General features: G+C 38.3%; 17 protein-coding genes, 4 tRNA genes and 3 rRNA genes. 20 read left to right on the top strand and 4 right to left on the bottom strand.

Annotation, left to right across the window (positions count from 1 at the left end; genetic code table 11):
* Positions 1 to 82 precede the first annotated feature (82 nt).
* Positions 83 to 931, bottom strand: a complete 849-nt coding sequence (locus LB888_RS03840) for a Cof-type HAD-IIB family hydrolase (RefSeq protein WP_318753686.1) — start codon at positions 929 to 931, stop codon at positions 83 to 85.
* A gap of 119 nt (positions 932 to 1,050) precedes the next feature.
* Between LB888_RS03840 and manA the strand changes: the two genes are divergently transcribed.
* The 3 genes from manA (at position 1,051) to LB888_RS03825 (ending at position 3,066) form a co-directional block, all read left to right on the top strand.
* On the top strand, positions 1,051 to 2,004 hold the full coding sequence (manA, locus tag LB888_RS03835; RefSeq protein WP_318753685.1) for a mannose-6-phosphate isomerase, class I: 954 nt from the start codon (positions 1,051 to 1,053) through the stop codon (positions 2,002 to 2,004).
* A 12-nt stretch (positions 2,005 to 2,016) separates the two neighbouring features.
* Positions 2,017 to 2,625, top strand: coding sequence for a class I SAM-dependent methyltransferase (locus LB888_RS03830; RefSeq protein ID WP_318753684.1), 609 nt, complete (start codon positions 2,017 to 2,019; stop codon positions 2,623 to 2,625).
* Positions 2,626 to 2,838: 213 nt separating this feature from the next.
* Positions 2,839 to 3,066, top strand: coding sequence for a hypothetical protein (locus LB888_RS03825; RefSeq protein ID WP_318753683.1), 228 nt, complete (start codon positions 2,839 to 2,841; stop codon positions 3,064 to 3,066).
* Here the strand turns inward: LB888_RS03825 and LB888_RS03820 are convergent.
* Positions 3,063 to 3,491 carry a PPC domain-containing DNA-binding protein gene (locus LB888_RS03820; protein ID WP_318753682.1) on the bottom strand — a complete coding sequence of 143 codons (429 nt, stop codon included), beginning with the start codon at positions 3,489 to 3,491 and terminating at the stop codon, positions 3,063 to 3,065. The two genes, LB888_RS03825 and LB888_RS03820, sit on opposite strands and share 4 nt — an antisense overlap.
* 464 nt (positions 3,492 to 3,955) lie before the next feature.
* On the opposite strand from LB888_RS03820, the gene LB888_RS03815 reads away from it, so the two are divergent.
* From LB888_RS03815 to LB888_RS03740, 16 genes are all read left to right on the top strand, one after another.
* Complete coding sequence (locus LB888_RS03815) at positions 3,956 to 6,373, top strand: beta-glucosidase (protein ID WP_318753681.1); 2,418 nt, start codon at positions 3,956 to 3,958, stop codon at positions 6,371 to 6,373.
* Entirely contained in the window at positions 6,374 to 6,865 is a 492-nt protein-coding gene (locus tag LB888_RS03810) for a GtrA family protein (protein ID WP_412928254.1), read from the top strand.
* Positions 6,866 to 6,929: 64 nt separating this feature from the next.
* Positions 6,930 to 7,946, top strand: a complete 1,017-nt coding sequence (locus tag LB888_RS03805; protein ID WP_318753680.1) for a glycosyltransferase family 2 protein — start codon at positions 6,930 to 6,932, stop codon at positions 7,944 to 7,946.
* A 167-nt stretch (positions 7,947 to 8,113) separates the two neighbouring features.
* On the top strand, positions 8,114 to 8,824 hold the full coding sequence (locus LB888_RS03800; protein ID WP_318753679.1) for a LytTR family DNA-binding domain-containing protein: 711 nt from the start codon (positions 8,114 to 8,116) through the stop codon (positions 8,822 to 8,824).
* Positions 8,824 to 10,134 (top strand): sensor histidine kinase, encoded by a 1,311-nt coding sequence (locus LB888_RS03795; protein WP_318753678.1) that lies wholly within the window; start codon positions 8,824 to 8,826, stop codon positions 10,132 to 10,134. Before LB888_RS03800 ends, LB888_RS03795 begins: the two co-directional genes overlap by 1 nt.
* 21 nt (positions 10,135 to 10,155) lie before the next feature.
* Positions 10,156 to 12,045, top strand: a complete 1,890-nt coding sequence (locus LB888_RS03790; protein WP_318753677.1) for a DUF2207 domain-containing protein — start codon at positions 10,156 to 10,158, stop codon at positions 12,043 to 12,045.
* 2 nt (positions 12,046 to 12,047) lie between these two features.
* Positions 12,048 to 12,881, top strand: a complete 834-nt coding sequence (locus tag LB888_RS03785) for an MBL fold metallo-hydrolase (protein WP_318753676.1) — start codon at positions 12,048 to 12,050, stop codon at positions 12,879 to 12,881.
* A gap of 631 nt (positions 12,882 to 13,512) precedes the next feature.
* Positions 13,513 to 14,799 carry a S1C family serine protease gene (locus tag LB888_RS03780; RefSeq protein WP_318753675.1) on the top strand — a complete coding sequence of 429 codons (1,287 nt, stop codon included), beginning with the start codon at positions 13,513 to 13,515 and terminating at the stop codon, positions 14,797 to 14,799.
* 406 nt (positions 14,800 to 15,205) lie between these two features.
* Positions 15,206 to 16,754: ribosomal RNA gene (locus LB888_RS03775) — 16S ribosomal RNA — on the top strand.
* Between the two features lie 69 nt (positions 16,755 to 16,823).
* Positions 16,824 to 16,897, top strand: a tRNA-Ile gene (locus LB888_RS03770).
* 42 nt (positions 16,898 to 16,939) lie between these two features.
* A tRNA-Ala gene (locus tag LB888_RS03765) sits at positions 16,940 to 17,012 on the top strand.
* Positions 17,013 to 17,212: 200 nt separating this feature from the next.
* A 23S ribosomal RNA gene (locus tag LB888_RS03760) occupies positions 17,213 to 20,093 on the top strand.
* A gap of 83 nt (positions 20,094 to 20,176) precedes the next feature.
* Positions 20,177 to 20,292, top strand: a 5S ribosomal RNA gene (gene rrf / locus LB888_RS03755).
* Together the 16S, 23S and 5S rRNA genes with 4 tRNA genes alongside form the textbook arrangement of a ribosomal RNA operon.
* An 18-nt stretch (positions 20,293 to 20,310) precedes the next feature.
* Positions 20,311 to 20,383 (top strand) — tRNA-Asn (locus LB888_RS03750).
* Between the two features lie 22 nt (positions 20,384 to 20,405).
* Positions 20,406 to 20,478, top strand: a tRNA-Thr gene (locus tag LB888_RS03745).
* A 483-nt stretch (positions 20,479 to 20,961) separates the two neighbouring features.
* Positions 20,962 to 21,207, top strand: coding sequence for a hypothetical protein (locus LB888_RS03740; RefSeq protein ID WP_318753674.1), 246 nt, complete (start codon positions 20,962 to 20,964; stop codon positions 21,205 to 21,207).
* A gap of 1,116 nt (positions 21,208 to 22,323) precedes the next feature.
* Here LB888_RS03740 and LB888_RS03735 read toward each other — a convergent pair.
* Positions 22,324 to 24,210: a heavy metal translocating P-type ATPase gene (locus LB888_RS03735; RefSeq protein ID WP_318753673.1), complete on the bottom strand. Its 1,887-nt coding sequence runs from the start codon at positions 24,208 to 24,210 to the stop codon at positions 22,324 to 22,326.
* A 201-nt stretch (positions 24,211 to 24,411) separates the two neighbouring features.
* Positions 24,412 to 24,630, bottom strand: a complete 219-nt coding sequence (locus LB888_RS03730) for a cation transporter (protein WP_318753672.1) — start codon at positions 24,628 to 24,630, stop codon at positions 24,412 to 24,414.
* A gap of 172 nt (positions 24,631 to 24,802) precedes the next feature.
* On the opposite strand from LB888_RS03730, the gene LB888_RS03725 reads away from it, so the two are divergent.
* The gene (locus tag LB888_RS03725) at positions 24,803 to 25,468 is read left to right on the top strand and encodes a metalloregulator ArsR/SmtB family transcription factor (protein WP_318753671.1); all 666 of its coding nucleotides are present in this window, start codon (positions 24,803 to 24,805) and stop codon (positions 25,466 to 25,468) included.
* The last annotated feature ends 390 nt before the right edge of the window (positions 25,469 to 25,858 follow it).

Raw genomic sequence — 25,858 nt, 5'->3', positions numbered from 1 at the left:
AGAATTCACAAAATACTAAAAAGGAGTGAATTACTCGTGATAGCTTCCAATGCTCACGGGCAATTCACTCTTTTAATGAGGCCTATTTTTTCATGTTTTCTAATAATTCTTCGATGACAACCGCCACGCCATATTGATCATTACTAAAGGTCGTATGCGCAGCCATTTCTTTGATTTCTTCACTCGCATTCGCCATGGCATAACTATTAGGACAAAGTTGTAACATGGAACGGTCATTTAAAGAATCACCAATCGTGACGACATTATCCATCGTATAACCTTGTTTTTCAATATATTTAATAATGGCAAGACCTTTTTGAGCATCTTTATGGGTAATTTCAAGATTTCCTGGTCCTGATGAAGTGACATCGAGTTCAGGGAATTTTTCAAGGTAAAGACGAGTTTGATGCAATTTGTCATCATTTTCATTCATAATCATCATTTTTAAAACTCGGTTTTCTTTCGAAAAAGTAAATTCTGAAGCATCTTTGTTTTCCATTAAATTATCTTTAATCTGAGCCGCAGTTAAATCGTCAAAGTCAAAGCGTTTTTGTAAATTTTTAAAGGTGTTTTGGATATATTCATCACGGTTATAAAAATAGGTATAAGCTTCGGTATAAATAGTATACAATAAGTCATGGTCATTTAAATAAGTGATGACGCTTTTGATTGTGTCTTGTTCGAGGGGACAATCATAGATGACGTTTCCGTTTTTGTCGTGCACTAATGCACCGTTTAAATTAATCATCGCGCAAGATATATTTTGAGCTTTCGTTAAGCGGCTGGCAGATTGGTAGTCACGTCCAGTTGCTATCATAAATTCTACTCCAGCTGCTTGCAAGTCGTGGATGGCTTTAGCGGTGCGGTCATTGATAGTATGTGTTTCGTCTAATAAAGTTCCGTCCATATCGGAAGCGAATAATTTGATCATCATCAAACCTCCAAAATTAATCTACTATTAGTTTACCATGAACTAGGAAAAAGTGTTATAATATCGAATGAAAAGATGTAAGTTTATTGAAAAGTTGTGAAAGGAAGGAAAGCTGTTTTATGAAACCAATATTTTTAAAACCGGTATTGCAAGAGAAAATATGGGGTGGTAATAAATTAGGAATTTATTTTGATTTACCGATTCCTAGTAATCAAACTGGGGAAGGATGGATGATTAGTGGTCATCCAAACGGTGTTACAGAAGTAACGTCGCCAGCTGAGTTAAAAGGGCTACCTTTAGACCGTTTGTATAAAGAACACCCCGCATTGTTTGGCAATCCTAAAGAAGAAGTATTTCCTTTATTAACTAAAATCATTGATGCTTCGCAAGCCTTATCGGTACAAGTTCATCCAGATGACCAATATGCTGCGGCCCATGAAGGAGCTGGCGAGTTAGGTAAAACGGAGTGCTGGTATATTATTTCGGCGGCCCCTGGTGCTAAAATAATATATGGTCATACTGCTAAAACGAAAGAAGAATTTATTGAACAAGTTGAAAAAGATAATTGGGATGAATTATTGACCGAAGTACCGGTTAAAGATGGTGACTTTTTCTATGTGCCACATGGTACCATTCATGCGATTGGTGCCGGTATTGTTATTTTAGAAATTCAACAAAGTTCGGATACTACTTATCGTGTCTATGATTATCATCGTACGGATGCAAACGGTCACGAGCGTGAATTACATTTACAACAGTCTTTCGATGTGACGATGATTCCGCATCAAACGCCAGAATTAGAAATTACTATCGATGGCAATCAAGAGGGGCAAGTGGTGCACTATTTAACCAATGAGTATTTTAGTGTTTACAAGTGGGACTTGAAAAAAGAGCTAGTGGTTGATTTACCTAAGAACTATTATTTGGCAACAGTCATTACCGGTGAAGGTGAAATGGAAGTCGATGGAACTGTGTATCCACTTAAATTAGCCGATTCATTTATTTTACCAACAGATATTCAATCAGTGACTCTACGTGGTGATTTAGAAATAATGGTAGCCAATCCAGAATAAAGGAAGCAAGCAATGTCTAATCAATATTTTGAAAATAATGAGCATTTGGATCACAATGTCAGAACGATTCAATTTCAATGGTTAAATTTCCCTTTAACCTTTAAAACCGATAGTGGCGTTTTCTCTAAAAATCAAGTCGATTATGGATCTAAAGTGTTATTAGAAGCGGTTGTGGAAGATTTATCTTCGCCGTTAATGGGGCCGATAGTTGAATTAGGGAGTGGGTATGGGCCGATTGCTATCAGCTTAGCTAAATGTTATCCTACTATTGAGGTGATTGGGGTTGAAATTAATCAACGAGCGCAATTACTTTCACAGGAAAACGCTGAACTTAATCGTGTGTTGAATTGTAGTTTTATTCATCATGATGCGACAACTGTTACATTAGAAAAATCAGCTCAGGTAGTCGTAACGAATCCACCGATTAGAACTGGAAAAGCGGTTATTCAAGCGTTTGTTAAGCAAGCACACCAAATACTGCAACCAAACGGAAATCTCTATGTCGTTATTCAGAAGAAACAAGGTGCCCCTTCGATGGCTAAATATATGGAAACATTGTTTGACAATGTTGAAAAAATCACCCAAGATAAAGGGTATTGGATTTTAAAGAGCGTAAAATGAACGAGTATTAAAGGATGAAACTGTCCGTCATTATGAAAAAGGAACTGAACCACAGGATACTGCTCCTTACTTAGCCGAAAGTGTAGTTAAGTGAGAGCGTACGAGTGGTCAGTTCCTTTTTTGATGTTTTTAATGGTTCTATAAATTTTTGGTGTTTGGCAAAAACTTTTTAAATTCTGTTCAGGCATATCTATTTAATTCAAAGCGCAGTGGTTGAGTGGCCTCAACCTGCGTCTTAACGAGGTGAGGTATCACTTTGATAAATTCAATCAAGTGATTGCTATTAAATTAAAAACGCAGTGGTTGAGTGGTCTCAACCTGCGTCTTTCGACTTGTTTGAGGCCTACTCAACTGTGCGGGGATGGGCAGATGAAGCGAAAACCATTCGATTTTCTACTTCTTGCCCACTCCCATTATTATATACAAAAAGTCCGTGATTAAGCGTCAAATTTCATATATTTAAAATTGTTAATATTTTTGTCGTCCTCACGAATCATCTTGGTATGAATGATATCGATAATAACTTCTAAAGTGATACTCACTCTGGCATCAAGTAAATGTCCTCCGATTGTAGAATAATCACTTCTACCAAGAACCGTATGCAAGTGAAGATGTGGCTCTCCATTATTTTGAGTAATGTTTCCATTCATCGATAAAACTTCAAATGCTTCTTCAAAATCAACGGTTTTATAGTTTTGTAAATTTAAAAAGAAATAATTAAGTTGTGCCAAATCAACTGCTCCAATGGCACTAACGAACCCAGTGTGAATCGCTTCTTTTTTCGCCACTTCTTTCAAGCTATCCATCACATAATCGCCTCGGTCAAGGCGGACAATAATTTTTGAGTCAAAACGTTGGTATTCCATATTTTAGCCTCCTTCAAATAATAACTCTATTATAACAAAAGATAAACTAATGTACTATTAATGTAGCAGTAGTTTAAAACTTAATTCATATAAATGCTTATCATGTATCTATTATGAATAATGAAGTTAAACATGTTCTAAAACTCGAACTAACTATAATTTTTGCGTTTGATTGAGAAAGTTAAACCTAAGTGGAACTTTTTCTTATTTTGAAAAGTTTGAAAAACGTGGTCATTGTGAGAAGGTCTTAACAGTTTTAAATAGAAATAATGGAGGTGAATTTCTTCAGTTCAATAAGTTGTTTTTAAAACTGCTAGCTGATTTACTACACTCCCCATTGTCAGCATTATCCAGTATTCCACCAATTATGTATGGAAGGCGACCAAAAATGAAGTTGTCCATTTGACTTATAAAGGGGCATGGTAGAATAAAATTAAGGAAAAATAGGGTAAGGAGCTGGACAAATGAAATATCAATCGATTATTGAACAAATGACAGTATTTGAAAAAGCCCAAATGATGACAGGAAAAAGTACTTGGGAAACAAAAGATTTTGAAAAATATAATATACCTTCTATCTTCCTATCAGATGGTCCTCATGGTATTCGTAAACAATTGGGGAGTGCCGACCATTTAGGGTTAAATGAAAGTATTCCATCAACATGTTTTCCCACTGCAGCTACCATTGCGAACAGTTGGGACTTAACACTTGCCGAAGAAATTGGCGAAGCTTTAGGACAAGAGGCAAAAGAATTAGGCGTTAATGTTATTTTAGGGCCCGGCATGAATATCAAGCGAAATCCTTTATGCGGACGTAACTTCGAATATTTTAGTGAAGATCCTTTATTAACAGGGAAATTAGCCGCGCAATATGTTAAAGGGATTCAAAAAAAGGGCATTGCCGCCACACCGAAGCATTTTGCAGTTAATAGTCAAGAATTAAGAAGGATGTCCAATGATTCAATTGTTGATGAACGAACATTAAGAGAGATTTATTTGAGTGCGTTTGAATATGTTGTAAAAGAAGCCCAACCACAATTTATGATGACTTCTTATAATCAATTAAATGGTGAGTATACCAATGAACACCATCATTTATTACAAGATATTTTATATGGTGAATGGCAATACGATGGAGTGATTGTGACCGATTGGGGCGGTAGTAATGATCATGTAAAAGGTGTTATAGAAGGCAGCCATTTAGAAATGCCTGGCACGGGTGTTCCAAGTGCATTAGAATTAGTGGCGGCGATTGAAAAGGGTGAGTTATCAGAATCACTTTTAGATCAAAGAGTTGATGAGTTATTAGACATTGTGATGACGTTGACTAAAACCGAAGTGGAAAATCGAACAAGCTTAAAAGCGAGTACAGCAACCAAACATCATCAATTAGCATACCGAGCGGCACAAGAAAGTATCGTGTTACTTAAAAATGAGGCGGTATTACCACTAAAAAGCACAACGAAAGTTGGTTTTATCGGCGATTTTGTTAAAGTACCTCGCTATCAAGGAGCAGGCTCATCGGTAGTAAACCCCACTCAATTGGATACGATTGAAAAAGTGAAACAGGAATATGGATTTGAGGATGCACCTTATTGTCAAGGTTATCATCGTTCTGGTGTTTCCGAAGAGTTATTAATTAATCAAGCGATAAATTTGGCGAAAACGGTAGACGTGCCATTGATTTTTATGGGACTAACCGAAATCAACGAGTCAGAAGGTATGGACCGCACGCACCTGTCATTAAGTGAGGATCAATTATTGTTGGTAGAGGCTGTTGCTAAGGTTAATCCTAAGACGGTTGTGGTTTTATCGGGTGGGTCAGCTGTTGAAATGCCTTTTGCCAATAAAGTAGCTGCGATTGTTCATCAATATTTAGGAGGTCAAGCCGGAGCAAGAGCGGTGTTGGATGTGTTAACTGGAAAAATTAATCCATCCGGAAAATTAGCAGAAACATATCCTCTCTCTTTAGCTGATGTGGCAAGTTCCAATTATTACCCTGGTTTAGAAAAAACGAGCGAATATCGTGAAGGTTTATTTGTTGGTTATCGTTATTTCAATACTGTTGAAAAAGAAATTTTATATCCTTTTGGTTTTGGTTTAAGTTATACTCAATTTGAATATAGTCAATTAGCCATTAAGGATAATCAATTAAGCTTTGTTTTAACTAATATTGGTGAAACGGATGGGGCCGAAGTGGCTCAAGTTTATTTGGAACATGAGTCTACCCAAAGAATTTATGTTAAGCAACAACTCATTGGTTTTGAAAAAGTGTTCTTAAAGGCTGGTGAAAGCCAAACGGTTACGATTGAATTACCAACACGCGCGTTTGAATATTTCAATACAGCCAGTGAACAATGGGAAGTTGATGGTGGTCAGTATAGTATTGGGGTAGGTGCACATTCAAGAGCTATCTCATTAAAAGTTAGCGTTGAAAAGAATGCCACGACGGAAGTGGTCGAATTACCACTTGCACAAGTACCACATTATTTCGCGGGTAAAGTCAGTCAAATTAGTGCAAAGGAATTTGAAACATTATTAGGACGCCCAATACCGGAGTCGAGTTGGGATAAAACATTGCCCTTACAGGAAAATGATACGATTTCTCAATTATATTACGCCAAAGGTTGGGTAGGACGAGGCATATATCACGTCCTCAACTACTTCTTAGAACGTAGTATTAAAAAAGGACAGCCGAATTTAAATCTTTATTTTAATTATAATATGACTTTTAGAGCTATTAGTAAAATGACCGGTGGCATGATCAACAAAGAAATGGTCAATCATATTTTAACAATAGTCAATGGGCAGTTTTTTAGAGGACTAGGGCGCTTAATCAAAGCCGCCTTTCATAATCATCAAACAAACAAGAAGGTGAGTTAATTGGAAAGAATTCAAACATGGATTGATGAACATCCTGATTTATGGGAATTTATTAAATTTAATGTGTTATCAAATATCGCAACGATTACGAATTTTATTGTGTTATGGTTGGGGACAACGATTTTGTTTCCACAATTTAGCCAACAACCTTTTCATTGGACTATCTTTGACTATAGCGTCGAGAATGGAGGGTTAACCGGCTTTTTATCTTTCTTATTAGCCTATGTGGCGGCACAAGTGGTCAATTATTTGGTGCAACGAATCTTAGTATTTGGAGCGACTAATGATATTTCGAGTACTCTTCATTGGTATCTCTTAACGATTATTGTGGCAGGCGTCCTTTCAATCGTTTTACCACCGTATGTAATCGGGCTATTAACAAACGCAGGGTTAAGTTTAGGTTTGGCCCAAACATTAGCGAATGCGGTAAATATTGTAGTCCAAGTTGTGATTAATTATCCGATGATGAAATTTGTTATCATGAAAAAATAGGCTTGTTTAATTCCTATAGTATTTGATAATATTAGAATACATGAATAATATGAGAGGAATTACGATGAAGTTATTAAGTATCGTTGTACCGAGTTACGATTCACAGGATTATCTAAATAAAGCAATCGAATCAGTGACCGATTTAAATGATGTGCGAATCGAGCTATTGGTTGTAGATGATGGTTCAAAAGATGAAACGTTCGCAGTAGCAAAACGCTATCAAGCGAAATTTCCAGATATTGTCGTTGCGATTCGTCAAGAGAATAAAGGTCATGGTGGAGCGGTAAACACCGGATTGCAGCATGCGACCGGTAAATACTTTAAAGTATTGGATAGTGATGATTGGCTCAATGAAGAGGCATTGAAACGTGTCATGGATACTTTAACGGAGTTTGAAAATAATCAACAAACGGTGGAAGTTCTGTTTACCAATTATGTTTATGAGCAAGAAGGTGCTGAAGCCAAAAAGGTTGTTCGCTACCGCTATATTTTCCCTGAAAATAAAATATTTAAATGGGGTGACACTCGTCCATTTCCAACTGGAAAATACATTATGATGCATTCGATTATTTATCAAACGCAAGCATTGAAAGCTTCTGGATTACAATTACCAGAACATACCTTCTATGTGGATAATTTGTTTGTATATGTACCCTTAACCAAAATGACCACGATGTATTATTTAAATGTTGACTTTTATCGTTATTTTATTGGAAGAGATGATCAATCTATTAACGAAAAAGTGATGATGAAACGCATTGATCAGCAAATTAAGGTAAATAAATTATTGATTGATTCATATGATTTTAGCCACCAACTTCATCCTTTTCAAGAGCGTTATTTATTGAAGCATCTAGAAATTGTTACCAATATTTCGAGCGCTTTATTAAATCGGATTGGTACCGATGACGCTTTTGAAAAAAGACAGGAATTATGGCGTTATTTACGAGAAAATAATCCTCGTGCATTTAAAAAATTGCGTTTAGGTTTATTTGGTTTTTTAACCACCTTCAAAACAAAAATAGGAATAAAGCTTTCTAATCAATTGTATAAATTAATACGACGATTTGGTGGCTATTAGCAAGCTGGAGTCAAAGCTCCAGCTTCTTTTCGATTTTTTAGAGTACATGATGGTTTAGTATTATAGAAATTAAATAATGTGATTGAAGATATTACTTCGAAGGTAAACCAGTATTGTCCATTACAGAATTAGTGTATAATAAAATAAAGAGTATGAGGTGATGATTGGTGAGAATCGCAATTGTAGACGACCATAAGGAATTTAGAGGAAGGTTAGTAAGATATATCGAAGACAATGCCGCTAACTTAGAAATACCAGTGGATATTACTTGTTTTGCAGATGGGATTGAATTGGTCGATCGTTTTCAATCGAGTTTTGACATTATTTATTTAGATGTTGAAATGGAATTTATGGATGGCATGTCAACCGCCAAAAAAATTAGGGAAACCGATTCAGAGGTGCTGATTGTATTTATTACAAACCATGCTCAAGTTGCCATTCAAGGTTATTCTGTCGAAGCATCGGATTTTTTATTAAAACCATTAAATAAGTTTACTTTCGAAGAACATTTCAAAAAGATTATCAAAAAAGTTAAGAAACAAGATGATTCAATCGTGGTTCGAGTCAGTGGAACGGTTAAAAGAGTAGATCAACATTCGATACTATATTGTGAAAGCCAAGGACATTATATTGATTTTGTAACCTTAAATGGACGCTTTACTCTGATTGATTCAATGAAAAATATTGAAGAAAAACTTGACCCAGTACGTTTCTTTAGATGTAATAATTCGTATATTATTAATTTTGAACATGTGGAACATATTGATAAATCAGCTGGGACCGCACACCTAGGAGAACATGAAATCCAAATAAGTCGTGCACGTAAAAAAGAATGTGTTGAGAAATTTACCCATTATTTAGGGGGACAAGTTTTATAATGTTTGAATCTTCCTTACCAGATATTCCCCGCATTTATACGGCGCTTACGGAATGGATTGCGTGTATCATATGTGTTTATCCTATAAAAAAGGAAATTAATCGTCGTTTTGTTATTATTTCGATTTTAACTTTATTAGGACAAATAGCGCTGCAATTATTAGTTGCCAATTGGCCTTTAATGTTATGGATTCCGGGAATGTTATTAAATATTTTATGGATGGGATTAACAATCTATTTATTAGCGGAGCTACATCCTAGTATGTTGTTCATGTTTTTAGTCAAAGCCTTTATACTTTCAGAATTTTTAGCATCGATCGTATGGCAAATATATGTGACCTTTATTTTGGAAACAAGATTGGCTAACAATCTATTCGTTGAGTGTCTCAATTTTATTGGTATTGTTGCACTTATTTTAGCTATAATAATTTTTTGGGACTATAAGATTAATTATGTAAGTTTAAAAAATGCCGTTAACCGCAAAACTGTTATTATGTTTATCATGACCGGTATTTTAATATTTTTAGCTAGCAATATCGGTTTTTTACTCACTAAAACGGCTTATCACTTAGGGAATTCTTATTCCGTCTTTTTTGTCAGAACGGTTGTGAATATCTCTGGTATTTGCTTATTATACATGCAACAATATCAATTAATCGATCAAAATCGTCGACGTGAATTGGATGCGATTCAGAATTTGTTTCAAACGCAATATCATCAATATAAAGCTTATGCAGAGAATACGAATTATATAAACCGGAAAGCCCATGATTTAAAGCATCAAATACAAGTGATTTTAGCGGAAGATGATGTTGAAGTTCGCCGTCGTTATTTATCAGATTTGAACGATGCGATTCAAAGTTTGAATCATAAAATTGAAACGGGTAATGGTGTTTTGGATACGATTTTGACACGAAAAAATATGTATTGTCAAGAACACGATATTAGTCTTACTTGTATTGCTAATGGTGCTTTACTTCATAATATGGAAATTATGGATATCTGTAGTCTATTTGGAAATGCATTAGATAATGCGATTGAGCACGTGGAGAAAATTCCTGAAACAGAGAAAAGATTAGTGACTCTTAAGTTACAAAATCGTGGAAAAATGGTAATATTAAGAGTAGATAATTATTGTATCGATGACCAATTGAACTTAATGGTTATACCCGAGACCTCAAAAAAGGATAAGGAAAATCATGGTTATGGTCTTAAAAATATTGATTTTATCGCTAAAAAATATGGTGGTAGTATGACGCTAGAGTTAGAAGACAACTGGTTTAGTTTGTGTGTAGTGTTCCCAATTGTTTAGGAATTAAAAGGAGTGAGTTGTTTGAAACGTTTAACGAAAGTTTGTATTACTTTATGGTTAGCGCTATTGGTAATATTTCCTAGTTTAGTCAGTGCGCAAGAGGTAGACTTTAACATTATTAGCGAAAAAATACATGCCCAGATTAGCTCAGACGGCAGTGTGCGTTTTAGAGAAGAGTATGTTTATGATGTTGATTATATGAATGGTGCGTTGTTTCAAATCGATCGTACAGGATATGAGTTAAAAGATTATCAAGTGGGTGTCAAAGATAATCAAACACAAGAGGACGAAATATTTGAAGAGACGCCGACCGGTGCTAGTGAAACTTATCAAGTATCACAAGCCAGTGATATCTATGAATTTAAAGTTTACTATCCTGCCCAAAATGAAAAAGTAACCTTTGTTTTAGAATATACTTTAACCGATTTGGTGACCAATTTCAGTGATACAGCAGAATTTAACCGTAAAATTGTGGGACAAGGCATTGATGATTATTTGGATGTTGAAGCTTTGATTGTTTTACCTGGAAAGGTAGCGAACCAAGAAGATTTTAGAGCTTGGGGCCATGGTGCACCTCAAGGAGAGGTAGAGTTGGTAGAATATGAAGGAAAAAGTGCCATTAAAGTGACGGTGCCAAACAACCCACCGAAACAATTTGTGGAAGTGAATTCTATTTTTCCGATTGCGCTAACACCAAATAATCAAAATAAACGAGAAGTCGCGAAAAAAGATGAAATTATCGCGCGAGAGAACGATCAAGTCGAACGAGATCGTGAATCTTATGCGACTCAATTAGGTTGGATTCGACTTTTTGGAATGTTAATATCGATTCTGATGCCGGCTTTACCAATTGGGTTGTTAATTTATTATTTGAATAAAAAGAAAACTCTCAATCCCAATCCGATAAAGCTACCGGATCATATCTATACTTTACCTGAAGATATAACACCAGCATTAATGACGACATCCGTCTTTAAGGGAACACCAGCCACAGAAGACTTTACCGCTACAATTGTGGATTTAGCTAGAAAAGGATATTTAGTTCTTACTGAAGTTACCAAAGAAAGACGCGGTCTGTTTTCAAGAGGCGACCAATCAACTGTTTTAATTGAACCAGGTGAAAAATATGGCGATGATAGCCAATTGCAAAAACATGAAAAGTACGCTTTAAAGTATGTAATGCCAACGAAGCAACCGGTGACGCTACAAGAGTTAGAAGAATCTGCCTCAAAGGATCGTAGCTTAGCTAAGAAAAACTATAATCTTTGGACCCGATTTATCAATTTCACCCAAGTAAGAGGGATGCAACTAAAAGGCAATAACAAAGAGCAGAAGATAGCGTCGGCAAATGGCGTCATGGGGTTGGTTTTTATCCCAATTTTTGTGGTAATTGCCATTAGTCTGATTAATCATACAGCGTATCAACATTTTATCCCTTGGATTGTGATCATTGGAGGAGCTAGTTGGATAGCGACATTAATTATCTGGTTAATTGTATTGTTTAAACCAATCCGGACAGCTGACCAGGATCGTCGTATCAAAGAGTGGACTGGATTTAAAAATATGTTGAATGATATTGGTAATTTTAATATGCGAGAAATTGGTTCGCTTGAGCTTTGGGAAGAGTTTTTGGTTTATGCTATTTCTTTAGGTGTCGCTGATAAAGTAGTTGAAGCCATGAAGATGGAGTTTAAACCAGTTGAATTAGAACAAATGCGTGTAGGAGGAGGATTCTATTCAAATCCATATATCTTAACACGTGGGATGAATCAATCCATTAGTAATACAATAGGAAGTGCTCAACCACGAACAACCAAATATAGTGGCACCAACACCGGTGGATTTGGTGGTGGATTTAGTGGTGGAAGTTCTGGTGGATCTGGTGGTGGATCAGGAGCTGGAGGCTTCTAAAGATGTTAGAAAGTGATGATAGAGTGTTAGAAACAAAAGATGAAAGATTGCGCTTTGCTATTTTAGCGAGTGGGAGTAGTGGTAATTGTACATATGTCGAAACAGATAACCAAAGAATTCTGATCGATGCAGGACTCAGTGGGAAGAAAATTCATGAGTTAATTAAGCAAATTGACCGCGATTTATCCAAGGTGGATGCTATTTTAGTAACCCATGAGCACAAAGACCATATCCATGGAGTCGGCGTTTTATCACGAAAATACAATATTCCTGTTTATGCTAACCGTCAAACATGGTTGGCGATGGAAAAACAAATTGGTGCAATTGCACTAGAGAATAGAAAATATATTGAACCCGAACAAATGATGTCAATGGGTGATATTGATGTATTAAGTTACAATGTCAGCCACGATGCTGCTCAGCCGCAGTTTTATGCCTTTCAAAAAGGTGATAAACAATTTGTCATGTTGACGGATACGGGGTATGTAAGTAATCGACTTAAAAGTCAATTGCGCAATGCAAGTGCTTATTTAATAGAAAGTAATCATGAAATCGAGATGCTCCGCTATGGACAATACCCTTGGTCATTAAAGCAACGAATATTAAGTGATAAAGGCCATTTAAGTAATGAAGCGGGCACTAATGCCATGATTGAAATGATTGGCGATCAAACTAAAGAAATCTATTTGGGTCATTTGAGCCGTGACAATAATACTAAAGAACTAGCGATGTCCACAATGTTCAATTCGATGTCAGCTAAAGATATGCGAGTGAATGAAGATTTTACTCTCCATATGACCGATCCAGTCCAATCAACAAAATTAATGTATTTATAAAAAAGCTCTACTTAGGATTAGGAAAGCTAATGATTTACTTGTATTATCCTTGAAGGTGGCTAAAAAATATTTTTAAGCCGGTCAAAATATTAAAGTTAAAAATGTTGAGCAAAAACGATTATCATTTAAACTCAGCCTTATTTTAATCATATTAGTAAGATTATGAAAAATAAGTACAAAGAAATAATGTAATGACAGTGCGCAAGTGGTAGAAAAGTGATTGGTTTTCGCTTCGTTAGTTTACCTTCGCACAGTTAGGAGCTCGCCAGAAGTAGAAACTTGAATAATTTTCGCTTTGTTTACCTACCCCTGGACAGTGGAGTAGGTTTCAAACAAGACTTTAAGACGTTGGTTGAGGCTACTCAACCACTGCGCTTTTAATTAGCGAGTAATCATTTGACTGAATTTCTCAAGTTTATGCCAGCTTCATTAAGTCGTAGTTTAAGACTTGCGCGATCGCTGCACTGTAAAATAAATAGCTAGAACCAAACGGAATTTTTTTAAGATTTGCTTAGCCACTAAACATAAAAAATAGACATTTGGTAAATGTTTTATAGAAGAATGTTCAATGATTATTCATAAATCAGTGATATATTAAATACATAATCAAGATTAGTAAAGGAGAATTACTATGGACACCAAAAAAATAAATGATGACTCACAAAACATAATCCCATTGAATTCAAATAAAAAAGATAATCTATTTTGGAAAAGTGTGTTTGGCGGTATTTTAGGTAGTGCAATTATCATTGGAATGGTGTTTTTACTTGCATTTAATGGACTATTTCAATCATCTGAAACAATGAAAGCATATTCGCAAGAAAGTGACAACAATAGTCAAACATTAACGGACTTTGAATCAGCGATTATGGGTGCCGTAGAAAAAACAGGTGATGCGGTAGTTTCAGTTAATAATTTACAATCTCAACATATGAACCAAATTGGTAATTATGGATTTGGATATGGATATAGCTCAAATAGTCAAGGGACTGTTGATTTACAAGATCCAGAACAATCTTTAGTATTATCCGGAACGGGTAGTGGGGTTGTATATAAAATTGAAGGAGACACAGCTTATATTGTAACTAACAATCACGTTATTGATGGGGCGGATAAATTACAAATTATCACTGCTGAAGGTGACACAGTCGACGCAGAATTAGTCGGATCAGATGTGTTTACAGATTTAGCAGTCCTAAAAGTTTCTTCAGGTAAATTAAAGACAGCCATTACTTTTGCTGATTCAGATCAATTAAAAGTAGGAAGTTTAGCGATAGCGATTGGATCTCCTTTAGGAAGTGAGTTCTCAAGTTCAGTAACTCAAGGTATCGTATCTGGAACCGATCGTGTCGTGCCATTTGATATGAACAATGACGGCGAAGATGATTGGGAAATGAACTTAATCCAAACCGATGCAGCGATTAACCCAGGGAACTCAGGTGGTGCGCTTATTAATAAAAACGGAGAATTAATTGGTATTAACTCAAGTAAGTTAAGCTCAACTGAAATCGAAGGAATGGGCTTTGCTATCCCAAGTAATGATGTGCAAAATGTCATTTCACAATTAGAAGAAAATGGTAAAGTAACAAGACCGGTTTTAGGTGTAAGCTATTTAATTCCTGTTAGCCGATTATCAGTGAGATCAAAAATTGAAGTGCTTGGTTTAGCCGAAGATGCTGAAGAGGGTGTCGTAGTATCCGAAGTCGTTTCAGGTACAGCCGCCGATAAAGCAGGTATGGAAAAATACGATGTCATTACTGAATTTGATGGTGTTGCTATTAATGGCATGATGGACTTAAGAAAAGAACTTTACAAACATCAAGCAGGCGACCAAGTAGAATTAACCATTATTCGTAGAGGTGAAACTCAAAAGTTAACTATCACGTTAGAAGCTGATGAAACAACGCCACAAAACTAATATCTATTAAATAGATAAATAAATATCCACTCGATCAACTAAAATCATCGAGTGGATATATTTTTGTAAAAAATGTAAAAATAAAGTAAAAAAGGTGTTGACGAGTGTTGGATAACATGATACTATAAGGGAGTTCCAAGCGAACAAGACGAAAGATTGAAAAAGAAATAAAAAAAGTTGAAAAAACTTGTTGACAGTTTCAATCAAACGTGATATTATATAGAAGTTGCTTAACCAAGCAACAACGAAGCTCATTGAAAACTGAACAAAGACAAACACCAAAAATGTGTAGGGGATAATTCATTTGAATTATCACAACATACCCGAATATAAATTCGAGACAGAGTGGTAACTCTATAAATATACAAGCTAGTAAATAGTAAGAGTCTGAAACGACTCATGAAACTTTCATGAGAGTTTGATCCTGGCTCAGGACGAACGCTGGCGGCGTGCCTAATACATGCAAGTCGAACGAACCGCGACGAGAACTTGTTCTGGTCAAGGTTAGTGGCGCACGGGTGAGTAACACGTGGGGAACCTGCCCTTTAGTGGGGGATAACAGTCGGAAACGACTGCTAATACCGCATAGACAATTTAACCGCCTGGTTAAGTTGGGAAAGGTGCTACGGCATCATTAAAGGATGGCCCCGCGGTGCATTAGCTAGTTGGTAAGGTAACGGCTTACCAAGGCGATGATGCATAGCCGACCTGAGAGGGTGATCGGCCACATTGGGACTGAGACACGGCCCAAACTCCTACGGGAGGCAGCAGTAGGGAATCTTCCGCAATGGACGCAAGTCTGACGGAGCAACGCCGCGTGTGTGAAGAAGGTTTTCGGATCGTAAAGCACTGTTGTTAGAGAAGAACGGCTACTAGAGGAAATGTTAGTAGATTGACGGTATCTAACCAGAAAGCCACGGCTAACTACGTGCCAGCAGCCGCGGTAATACGTAGGTGGCAAGCGTTGTCCGGATTTATTGGGCGTAAAGGGAGCGCAGGTGGTTTCTTAAGTCTGATGTGAAAGCCCACGGCTTAACCGTGGAGGGTCATTGGAAACTGGGGAACTTGAGTGCAGAAGAGGAAAGCGGAATTCCATGTGTAGCGGTGAAATGCGTAGATATATGGAGGAACACCAGTGGCGAAAGCGGCTTTCTGGTCTGTAACTGACACTGAGGCTCGAAAGCGTGGGGAGCGAACAGGATTAGATACCCTGGTAGTCCACGCCGTAAACGATGAGTGCTAAGTGTTGGAGGGTTTCCACCCTTCAGTGCTGGCGTTAACGCAATAAGCACTCCGCCTGGGGAGTACGACCGCAAGGTTGAAACTCAAAGGAATTGACGGGGACCCGCACAAGCGGTGGAGCATGTGGTTTAATTCGAAGCAACGCGAAGAACCTTACCAGGTCTTGACATCTCTTGCATATCTTAGAGATAAGAGAAACCCTTCGGGGCAAGAAGACAGGTGGTGCATGGTTGTCGTCAGCTCGTGTCGTGAGATGTTGGGTTAAGTCCCGCAACGAGCGCAACCCTTATAACTAGTTGCCAGCATTCAGATGGGGACTCTAGTTAGACTGCCGGTGACAAACCGGAGGAAGGTGGGGATGACGTCAAATCATCATGCCCCTTATGACCTGGGCTACACACGTGCTACAATGGATGGTACAACGAGTCGCTAACTCGCAAGAGCATGCCAATCTCTAAAAGCCATTCTCAGTTCGGATTGTAGTCTGCAACTCGACTACATGAAGCCGGAATCGCTAGTAATCGCGGATCAGCACGCCGCGGTGAATACGTTCCCGGGTCTTGTACACACCGCCCGTCACACCACGAGAGTTTGTAACACCCGAAGCCGGTGGCCTAACCAATAGGAGGGAGCCGTCGAAGGTGGGATGGATGATTGGGGTGAAGTCGTAACAAGGTAGCCGTATCGGAAGGTGCGGCTGGATCACCTCCTTTCTAAGGAGTACTGGAACTACACGGAGTTAGGATTTGTCATTGTTCAGTTTTGAGTGAGGTTCACTAAACGGGCCTATAGCTCAGTTGGTTAGAGCGCACCCCTGATAAGGGTGAGGTCGATGGTTCGAATCCATTTAGGCCCATTGCTCAACAAGCAACAATATGGTATAATAAAATACCAGCACGGGGGATTAGCTCAGCTGGGAGAGCGCCTGCTTTGCACGCAGGAGGTCAGCGGTTCAATCCCGCTATTCTCCATTGTTAGTTAAGACTAACATCATAGTTCATTGAAAACTGAATAACGAAACAAACGATATTGATTATTTTAACAGGAGTAATCAATATAGATTATATAATTTCAAGAGAAAGATATAATAAACCGAGAATTGACCGAGTCTATATAATAATATAGAGAAATTAAGAGTAAAGGGGAAGAGCCTTTACGAGCGCAAAAATGTGGTTAAGAAACAAAGGGCGCACGGTGAATGCCTTGGCACTAGGAGCCGATGAAGGACGTGACGAACGACGAAACGCTTTGGGGAGCTGTAAGTAAGCTATGATCCAGAGATATCCGAATGGGGGAACCCACTGCTAAATGCAGTACGCGTAAGCGAGGAAGACGCAGAGAACTGAAACATCTAAGTACCTGCAGGAAGAGAAAGAAAAATCGATTCCCTAAGTAGCGGCGAGCGAAAGGGAAGAGCCCAAACCATTGTGCATGCACAATGGGGTTGTAGGACTCCGATATAAGACTGAAGTGAGTAGTAGAATCTGATGGGAAGCAGAGCGAGACAAGGTGAGAGCCCTGTATACGAAACTGACTGACGCTTTAGGAGTATCCTGAGTACGGCGGGACACGAGGAATCCCGTTGGAATCCGCCAGGACCATCTGGCAAGGCTAAATACTCCCTAGTGACCGATAGTGAACCAGTACCGTGAGGGAAAGGTGAAAAGCACCCCTGGAGGGGAGTGAAAGAGTACCTGAAACCGTGTGCCTACAAGTAATCAGAGCCCGTTAAGGGGTGATGGTGTACCTTTTGTAGAATGGACCGGCGAGTGACGATAACATGCGAGGTTAAGTTGAAGAAACGGAGCCGAAGCGAAAGCGAGTCTGAATAGGGCGAGAGTATGTTGTTGTCGACCCGAAACCAAGTGACCTACCCATGAGCAGGTTGAAGGTGTGGTAAGACACACTGGAGGACCGAACCAGGACACGTTGAAAAGTGTTTGGATGACTTGTGGGTAGCGGAGAAATTCCAATCGAACTTGGAGATAGCTGGTTCTCTCCGAAATATATTTAGGTATAGCCTCAGAGTAAGAGTGATGGAGGTAGAGCACTGTTTGGACGAGGGGGACGCAAGTTTTACCGAATTCAGATAAACTCCGAATGCCAAGTACTCATCTCTGGGAGTCAGACTGCGAGTGATAAGATCCGTAGTCGAAAGGGAAACAGCCCAGCCCACCAGCTAAGGTCCCCAAGTAATTGTTAAGTGGAAAAGGATGTGGAGTTGCACAGACAGCTAGGATGTTGGCTTAGAAGCAGCCATCATTTAAAGAGTGCGTAATAGCTCACTAGTCGAGTGATTCTGCGCCGAAAATGTACCGGGGCTAAACAATACACCGAAGCTGTGGATTCTAGTTTAAGACTAGAGTGGTAGGAGAGCGTTCTATATGCGGGGAAGGCATACCGTGAGGAGTGTTGGAGCGTATAGAAGTGAGAATGCCGGTATGAGTAGCGCAAGACGGGTGAGAATCCCGTCCACCGATAGACTAAGGTTTCCAGGGGAAGGCTCGTCCGCCCTGGGTTAGTCGGGACCTAAGCCCAAGCCGACAGGCGTAAGCGATGGACAACAGGTAGAGATTCCTGTACTTGATGTTATCGATTGAGTGAAGGAGGGACACAGGAGGTGACTCCACGCATCCGGATGGAAGAGGATGTGCAAGCAGTAAGTTTTAGTAAGAGTTAAATGCTTTTACTTAAGAGAATGAGCTGTGAAGCGTAGCGAATTAAAGTAGCGAAGGTGGATAATCAAACTGTCGAGAAAAGCTTCTAGCGAGATAACATGAACCCGTACCGCAAACCGACACAGGTAGTCAAGTGGAGAACACTAAGGTGATCGAGAGAACTCTCGTTAAGGAACTCGGCAAAATGACCCCGTAACTTCGGGAGAAGGGGTGCTGGTAGCAATACCAGCCGCAGTGAATAGGCCCAGGCGACTGTTTATCAAAAACACAGGTCTCTGCCAAATCGAAAGATGACGTATAGGGGCTGACGCCTGCCCGGTGCTGGAAGGTTAAGAGGAGAGGTTAGCGCAAGCGACGCTTCGAATTGAAGCCCCAGTAAACGGCGGCCGTAACTATAACGGTCCTAAGGTAGCGAAATTCCTTGTCGGGTAAGTTCCGACCCGCACGAAAGGCGTAACGATCTGGGCACTGTCTCAACGAGAGACTCGGTGAAATTATAGTACCTGTGAAGATGCAGGTTACCCGCGACAGGACGGAAAGACCCCATGGAGCTTTACTGTAACTTGATATTGAGTGTTTGTGTGACATGTACAGGATAGGTAGGAGCTTAGGAATCGTGAACGCCAGTTTACGAGGAGGCGTTGGTGGGATACTACCCTTGTGATATGAACCCTCTAACCCGCGTTGTAAGGCAACGGGAGACAGTGTCAGGTGGACAGTTTGACTGGGGCGGTCGCCTCCTAAAGAGTAACGGAGGCGCCCAAAGGTTCCCTCAGAATGGTTGGAAATCATTCGTAGAGTGCAAAGGCAGAAGGGAGCTTGACTGCGAGACCAACAAGTCGAGCAGGGACGAAAGTCGGGCTTAGTGATCCGGTGGTACCGTATGGAAGGGCCATCGCTCAACGGATAAAAGCTACCCTGGGGATAACAGGCTTATCTCCCCCAAGAGTTCACATCGACGGGGAGGTTTGGCACCTCGATGTCGGCTCATCGCATCCTGGGGCTGAAGTCGGTCCCAAGGGTTGGGCTGTTCGCCCATTAAAGCGGTACGCGAGCTGGGTTCAGAACGTCGTGAGACAGTTCGGTCCCTATCCGTCGCGGGCGTAGGAAATTTGAGAAGAGCTATCCTTAGTACGAGAGGACCGGGATGGACGCACCGCTGGTGTACCAGTTGTTCCGCCAGGAGCATCGCTGGGTAGCTATGTGTGGGAAGGATAAGCGCTGAAAGCATCTAAGCGCGAAGCCAGCTTCAAGATGAGATTTCCCATTCGAAAGAAGTAAGACCCCTGAGAGACGATCAGGTAGATAGGCTAGAAGTGGAAGTATAGTGATATATGGAGCGGACTAGTACTAATCGGTCGAGGACTTAACCACGAAGATTTAAGGTTTACGAGTTTGTGAGTTATTCAGTTTTGAGTGAACTATAATAAGTTTACTAAAAGAAAATAATGTACCTGTGTGGTGATGATGGCAAGAAGGATACACCTGTTCCCATGCCGAACACAGCAGTTAAGCTTCTTAGCGCCGATGGTAGTTGGACCTTTGGTCCTGTGAGAGTAGGACGTTGCCGCGCAGGGTATATTTTTTTCATTCCGCAATAGCTCAGCTGGCAGAGCGCATGACTGTTAATCATGATGTCGTAGGTTCGAGCCCTACTTGCGGAGCTTTTTTTATTTAAATTGGATTGCCGTTTTAGCTCAGTAGGTAGAGCGCTTCCATGGTAAGGAAGAGGTCGCCGGTTCGATCCCGGCAAATGGCTTTTTTATTTTTCTTAAATAATGTAATATTATCAACGTTTATAAGACATTTAGTGGTCTTATGAACGTTTTTTATTTTGTCTAGAAAAGGGATTAAAAGGGATTAAAAATGATATAGATTTGGCAAATTTTTAATCTATATTTCTCATGTTATTCGTGGCCAACATAACATTCTTGGCTGATTCAATTGAACTGTCTGTATAGTGTTCTGTCATATCTAGGACAGAAGCAACTTTTCTTCAAACTGAAATTCAAAATCTAAATTATTTGGAGTATGGTGTTGAAGAATATGAGTATAAAGTGGAGTTAAATCCTTGTCCAATATGTTAGGGGCTAAGTGGAAAAGCCTATAAATTAGAAAACATTGTTCTTGGATTAAATGCTGCCTCTATGCATCCATGGTGTAAATGTCGGACATCACCTTTAACGGATAGGTTGAAGGAGAACAAAGGATTAAAATTAGAATAAAGGAGTGAAAAAATCAGATGGTAAAGAATATGTATTTAACTGATTATTGGTTAGATGACTCAATTGATGTATTATTTATTGATTTTGATGGTATTACTTCAGGTGGGTATGGAGTTTATGATTTACCAGATGATGTTAAGTCAGAACTTTGGATTAAAGGAACTGTTGATCATGCACATTATTGTGAAATAGTATCTCCACAAGAATTTATAAATTCATCTTTGACAAACATTATTATTATTAACGGAATGAATTTGAAATAATTGATTTTAGATAATTTTACACAATTTACGTAAATACTCACCACTAATTGAATTAGTATGAGTACTATTTTTGTACTCAAAAGTCCTATGCATGACTATAAATGGCTTGTTTTTTTGGATGGAGGATATCTTTTTGTTTGTCTCTTTTGTTTGTTAAAATTTATATCCAATTTCTCGTTTTAAATCCGTGATTAATGGCTCGAGTATTAATGAAAAAGTTAAGATATCTAGATTAAGAGCACAAACAATTATTAGAACTGACGGAACCATGGAGATTAATAACTCAATTGCAATGGATGATTATCTTTCAAATTAGGAATGATCATGGTTTAGTATGGTATAAGAAAGAACATTGAATATTAGAGAAAAGGGTATATAGTGCTGAAATGGTTTTGTAAATGGAATATCAATTAGCAAGAACAAATATGAACGATTTGTTGTATAAAAAAACGCTGACCCACCGCCTCCACAGAAAACTGCTTCATGGGCGTTAGACCAGCGTCTTTCATTACCATTATCATACGCTAAGAAAATAAATGTCGAAAATTACAAGAAAGTGATTTAACAGCTTAGATTTACACAATAAAGTGATTTAACCGATTGGATAGACATTTCGACCATTGTTCAAAGAAGAACGTTTCATTTATTTACTGTCGATCACTTCTATGTCAATTGGCTTTAAAATTTCTTCTAGATTCATTGTAAAATATTCTTGGATTATTTTGATTTCTCCTGGCTTGTTTATTTTCCCAAAAACATTGTACCAGTTATGAAGGTATAAAAGTTACAATAAGATTACCCAATTTGTTGCACGTAACTTTCCCCAGTTACAAAAATAATTGAGGTAATTTTTTTACACAATTATATGGACTCTATCCGGAGAAGTCTTCTGTAAGTGTATAGTTAAACCATTTTAATCAATTTCCTAATTAACTTAATTCAATCATTCAGCATGGTCAGTTTAGTCATTTTCGTTTATTATAATCAACCATAGATATATCCTAGTTACTCTATTTACCATTCCTAGTAAATTAGATTTCCCGAATGAATTTAGCTAACCAAGTACCTAAAAAAATCTCAGGCTACAACTTTCAAAAGCTATGGTTTACATACCAATTATAGATCATGGACACGGAGTGCTCGAATGGCATTTAGGACAGCGATAATCATGACACCAACATCTGCAAAGATTGCAAACCACATGTTAGCAATGCCGACGGCGCCAAGTGCTAGACACCCGAATTTAATCATTAAGGCCAAAGTAATATTTTGGTGGACAATACGCAGACATTTTTTAGAAATCTTGATGGCTTTCGCAATCTTAAGAGGATCATCATCCATTAATACTACATCTGCTGCTTCAATCGCAGCGTCAGAACCCATCGCACCCATCGCAATACCAATATCAGCACGAGTTAAGACAGGTGCATCATTGATTCCGTCTCCAACGAAAGCTAGCTTTTCTTTGTCTGCTGCTTGTGCCAATAATTCTTCTACTTTAGTGACTTTATCGGCCGGTAATAATTCACTGTAAACTTTATCAATGCCAAGAGAATGTGCTGCCTCATCAGCAACCTGTTTAGCGTCTCCTGTCAACATCACTGTTTTTTTAACACCGGCTTTTTTTAATTCGTTTAAGGATTCGTAGGCATGAGGTTTTAATTTATCAGAAATAACAATATGACCCGCATATTCACCGTCAATCGCGATATGGATAATCGTACCAACTTGATGACAATCAGAGTAGCTAACACTCAGCTTATTCATCAACTTATTATTACCGGCTGCGACTTCATGTCCGTCCACTTTAGCGATAACACCGTGGCCACTTATTTCATTAATATCCGTAACACGATTGCGATCAATGGTTTTTCCATAAGCTTTTTGCAAGCTTTGACTAATCGGATGGGAAGAGGCAGATTCTGCTAAAGCAGCATATTCTAATAGCTGGTCCTCGGATAGTGTATTATGGTGAATACCATTAACTTCAAATACACCTTGGGTTAGAGTACCAGTCTTATCGAAGACAATATATTTAGCTTGAGATAAAGTTTCCATATAATTGGAACCTTTAATCAAAACACCTTCCTTACTAGCACCACCGAGACCAGCGAAAAAACTAAGTGGAATACTAATGACAAGGGCGCATGGACAGCTAATGACTAGGAAAGTGAGTGCCCGATAAATCCAAATACCCCATTGAGCAGCTTGTTCTAAAAACAATAGTTGAACGAGTGGTGGTAGTATCGCTAAAGCTAATGCACTATAACATACAACCGGTGTATAAATTCTAGCAAATTTCGAAATAAAGTTTTCTGATTTTGATTTACGAGAACTAGAATTTTCAACTAACTCTAATATTTTAGAAACGGTGGATTCACCAAATGGTTTGTTTGTTTGAATTTTTAAGACGCCTGTCATATTGATACATCCACTGATAATTTCATCGCCTACTTTGACATCACGGGGCAAACTTTCACCGGTTAAAGCACTTGTATTAAGGCTTGAGCTTCCTGCTAGGACGATGCCATCGAGAGGAACTTTTTCACCTGGTTGAACCACAATCACGCTGTTAACGTCAACTTCATCGGGATCGACTTTTTCAAGTTGTCCATTTTTTTCGATATTAGCATAATCAGGTCGAATATCCATCAGCTCATAGATATTCTGACGACTTTTTCCGACAGCATAACTTTGAAAAAACTCACCTATTTGATAGAACAACATGACTGCAATGGCTTCATTGTAATCAGCGCTACCAGAATAGATGGCTAATGCAAAAGCACCAATAGTTGCGACAGCCATTAGAAAGTTTTCATCGAAAACTTGACGGTTTAAAATACCAAGCCAGGCCTTTCTTAAAATATCATGGCCAATGATTAAATAGGTCGCTAAATACAGTGATAATTGAAGAAAACCGCTTACCGGAATAACATTCAATAGAACAATCATGACGGTCGCGACAATAATTCTCGTTAACATTTTTTTCTGTTTTTTTGTCATCATCCATTCCTCCTCTATTCGTTTGAATGGCTATTTTTTAAATACTTGTATGGAAGTTTTAGCTTAACTGTGCCATGAGTTGATATAGGCACCATTAATACAAATTCCGTTAATCCTGTTAGACATTCTACAGCATGAATGTGGTTATCATTAAGTGTTATTTGTTGAAATATTCTCATTTCAATTTAATTAAACTAATGGTTAAAAGGCAATTTCACAATCAGGTTCTACTTTTTTACAAGCTTTTAAGACTTCATTCATAACGGTTTTTGGATCGTTTCCAACCTCAAATTCAACCATCATTTTCTGTGTCATGAAGTTGACAGTCGCATTTGCAACACCATTAATTTTTTTGGTTGCATCTTCCATTAAGTTGGCACAGTTAGCGCAGTCTACTTCAATTTTATATGTCTTTTTCATATTTAATCGCTCCTTTTAGAAATTAACTTTAAACTCGATTAAACAATTAAGTATTTGTTTAATCGTTATAGCTGTAGTATAATTCTAACATAAGTTGAAGTCAATGCAATCGGAGATTCCCTACCAAACGGGCCAAAGATATTGCTAAATAGAGCAAAGAAAGGATTATCTAATGTCTGAAAGTAAATTATCACCAAATGCAGAAAATAAAGAAGCAAGTGCTTTTTCAGCTGATACAGTAAAAGAAGGAAATCATAAAGCAGCACTGAAACTGGCAGAAGACTTAGATGAAAGCTTGTTATCTGACAAGCAAGATGAGATAGATAACGCTTTGTCAGATAACGCACCAGATGCAATGAATAAGAAGGAAACATCCGTGCCTCTAAACAGTCAAAATGAAGCAACGAACTTGTCACAAAGCAATCATAATACAGATGTGACTAACTTTTCTCAAACACCCCATAGTCAATCAGCGATAAAGTTACCGCATGACCACCATGAAGTGATTGATAATACCTTATTAGCACAGCTTAATGATATTGAACACTTTCAAATCGTTTCTGAGTTGTTTAAGCAATTGAGTGATTCAACCCGTATTCGTTTATTCTGGTTAATATGCCACTGTGAGGAATGTGTCCTGAATCTTTCAGCGATGATGAACATGTCTAGTCCAGCTATTTCACATCATCTGAGAGCTTTACGTAATAAAGGTTTGGTTTCAAGTCGACGGGTCGGAAAAGAGGTCTACTATAGAGCAGCTAATACTGAGCAAAGTATGTTATTACATCAAATGATTGAAAAAGTTTTGAAGATTACTTGCCCAGAACATAAAAAATAGCAATTATCGTTTGTTAAATGTGCGAAAGTGAAAGAAAAATGAATAGGTAAATGATGCGTTCTCAGTTCTCCTTTGATGAAGTTCTGCATCATTCAAGTCACACAATTAATAGTACTCTGTCATCATTCAAGTCACACAAATAATAGCACTCAGCTAATAATCAAATCACACAATTAATAGCAAATAACTGCTGTTCATGTCGGAGCGTTTACGTCAATCATCTATTATTTACGTCAATCATGATATATCAATCAGTCCTACTTTACGTCATGCATGCTATATCAATCAGCCCCATTCAAATCATAAAGTTTGTGTCAATCACTTACCGTTCAAGCGACAGAAAAAATGTAATGTTCATTGCCAAAACGTTTGCTAACAATAATAGGAAGA

This window comes from Globicatella sp. PHS-GS-PNBC-21-1553, from assembly GCF_033564055.1.
In the GTDB taxonomy this organism is placed as follows: domain Bacteria; phylum Bacillota; class Bacilli; order Lactobacillales; family Aerococcaceae; genus Globicatella; species Globicatella sulfidifaciens.
This window is presented reverse-complemented; position numbering and strand designations above follow the sequence as displayed.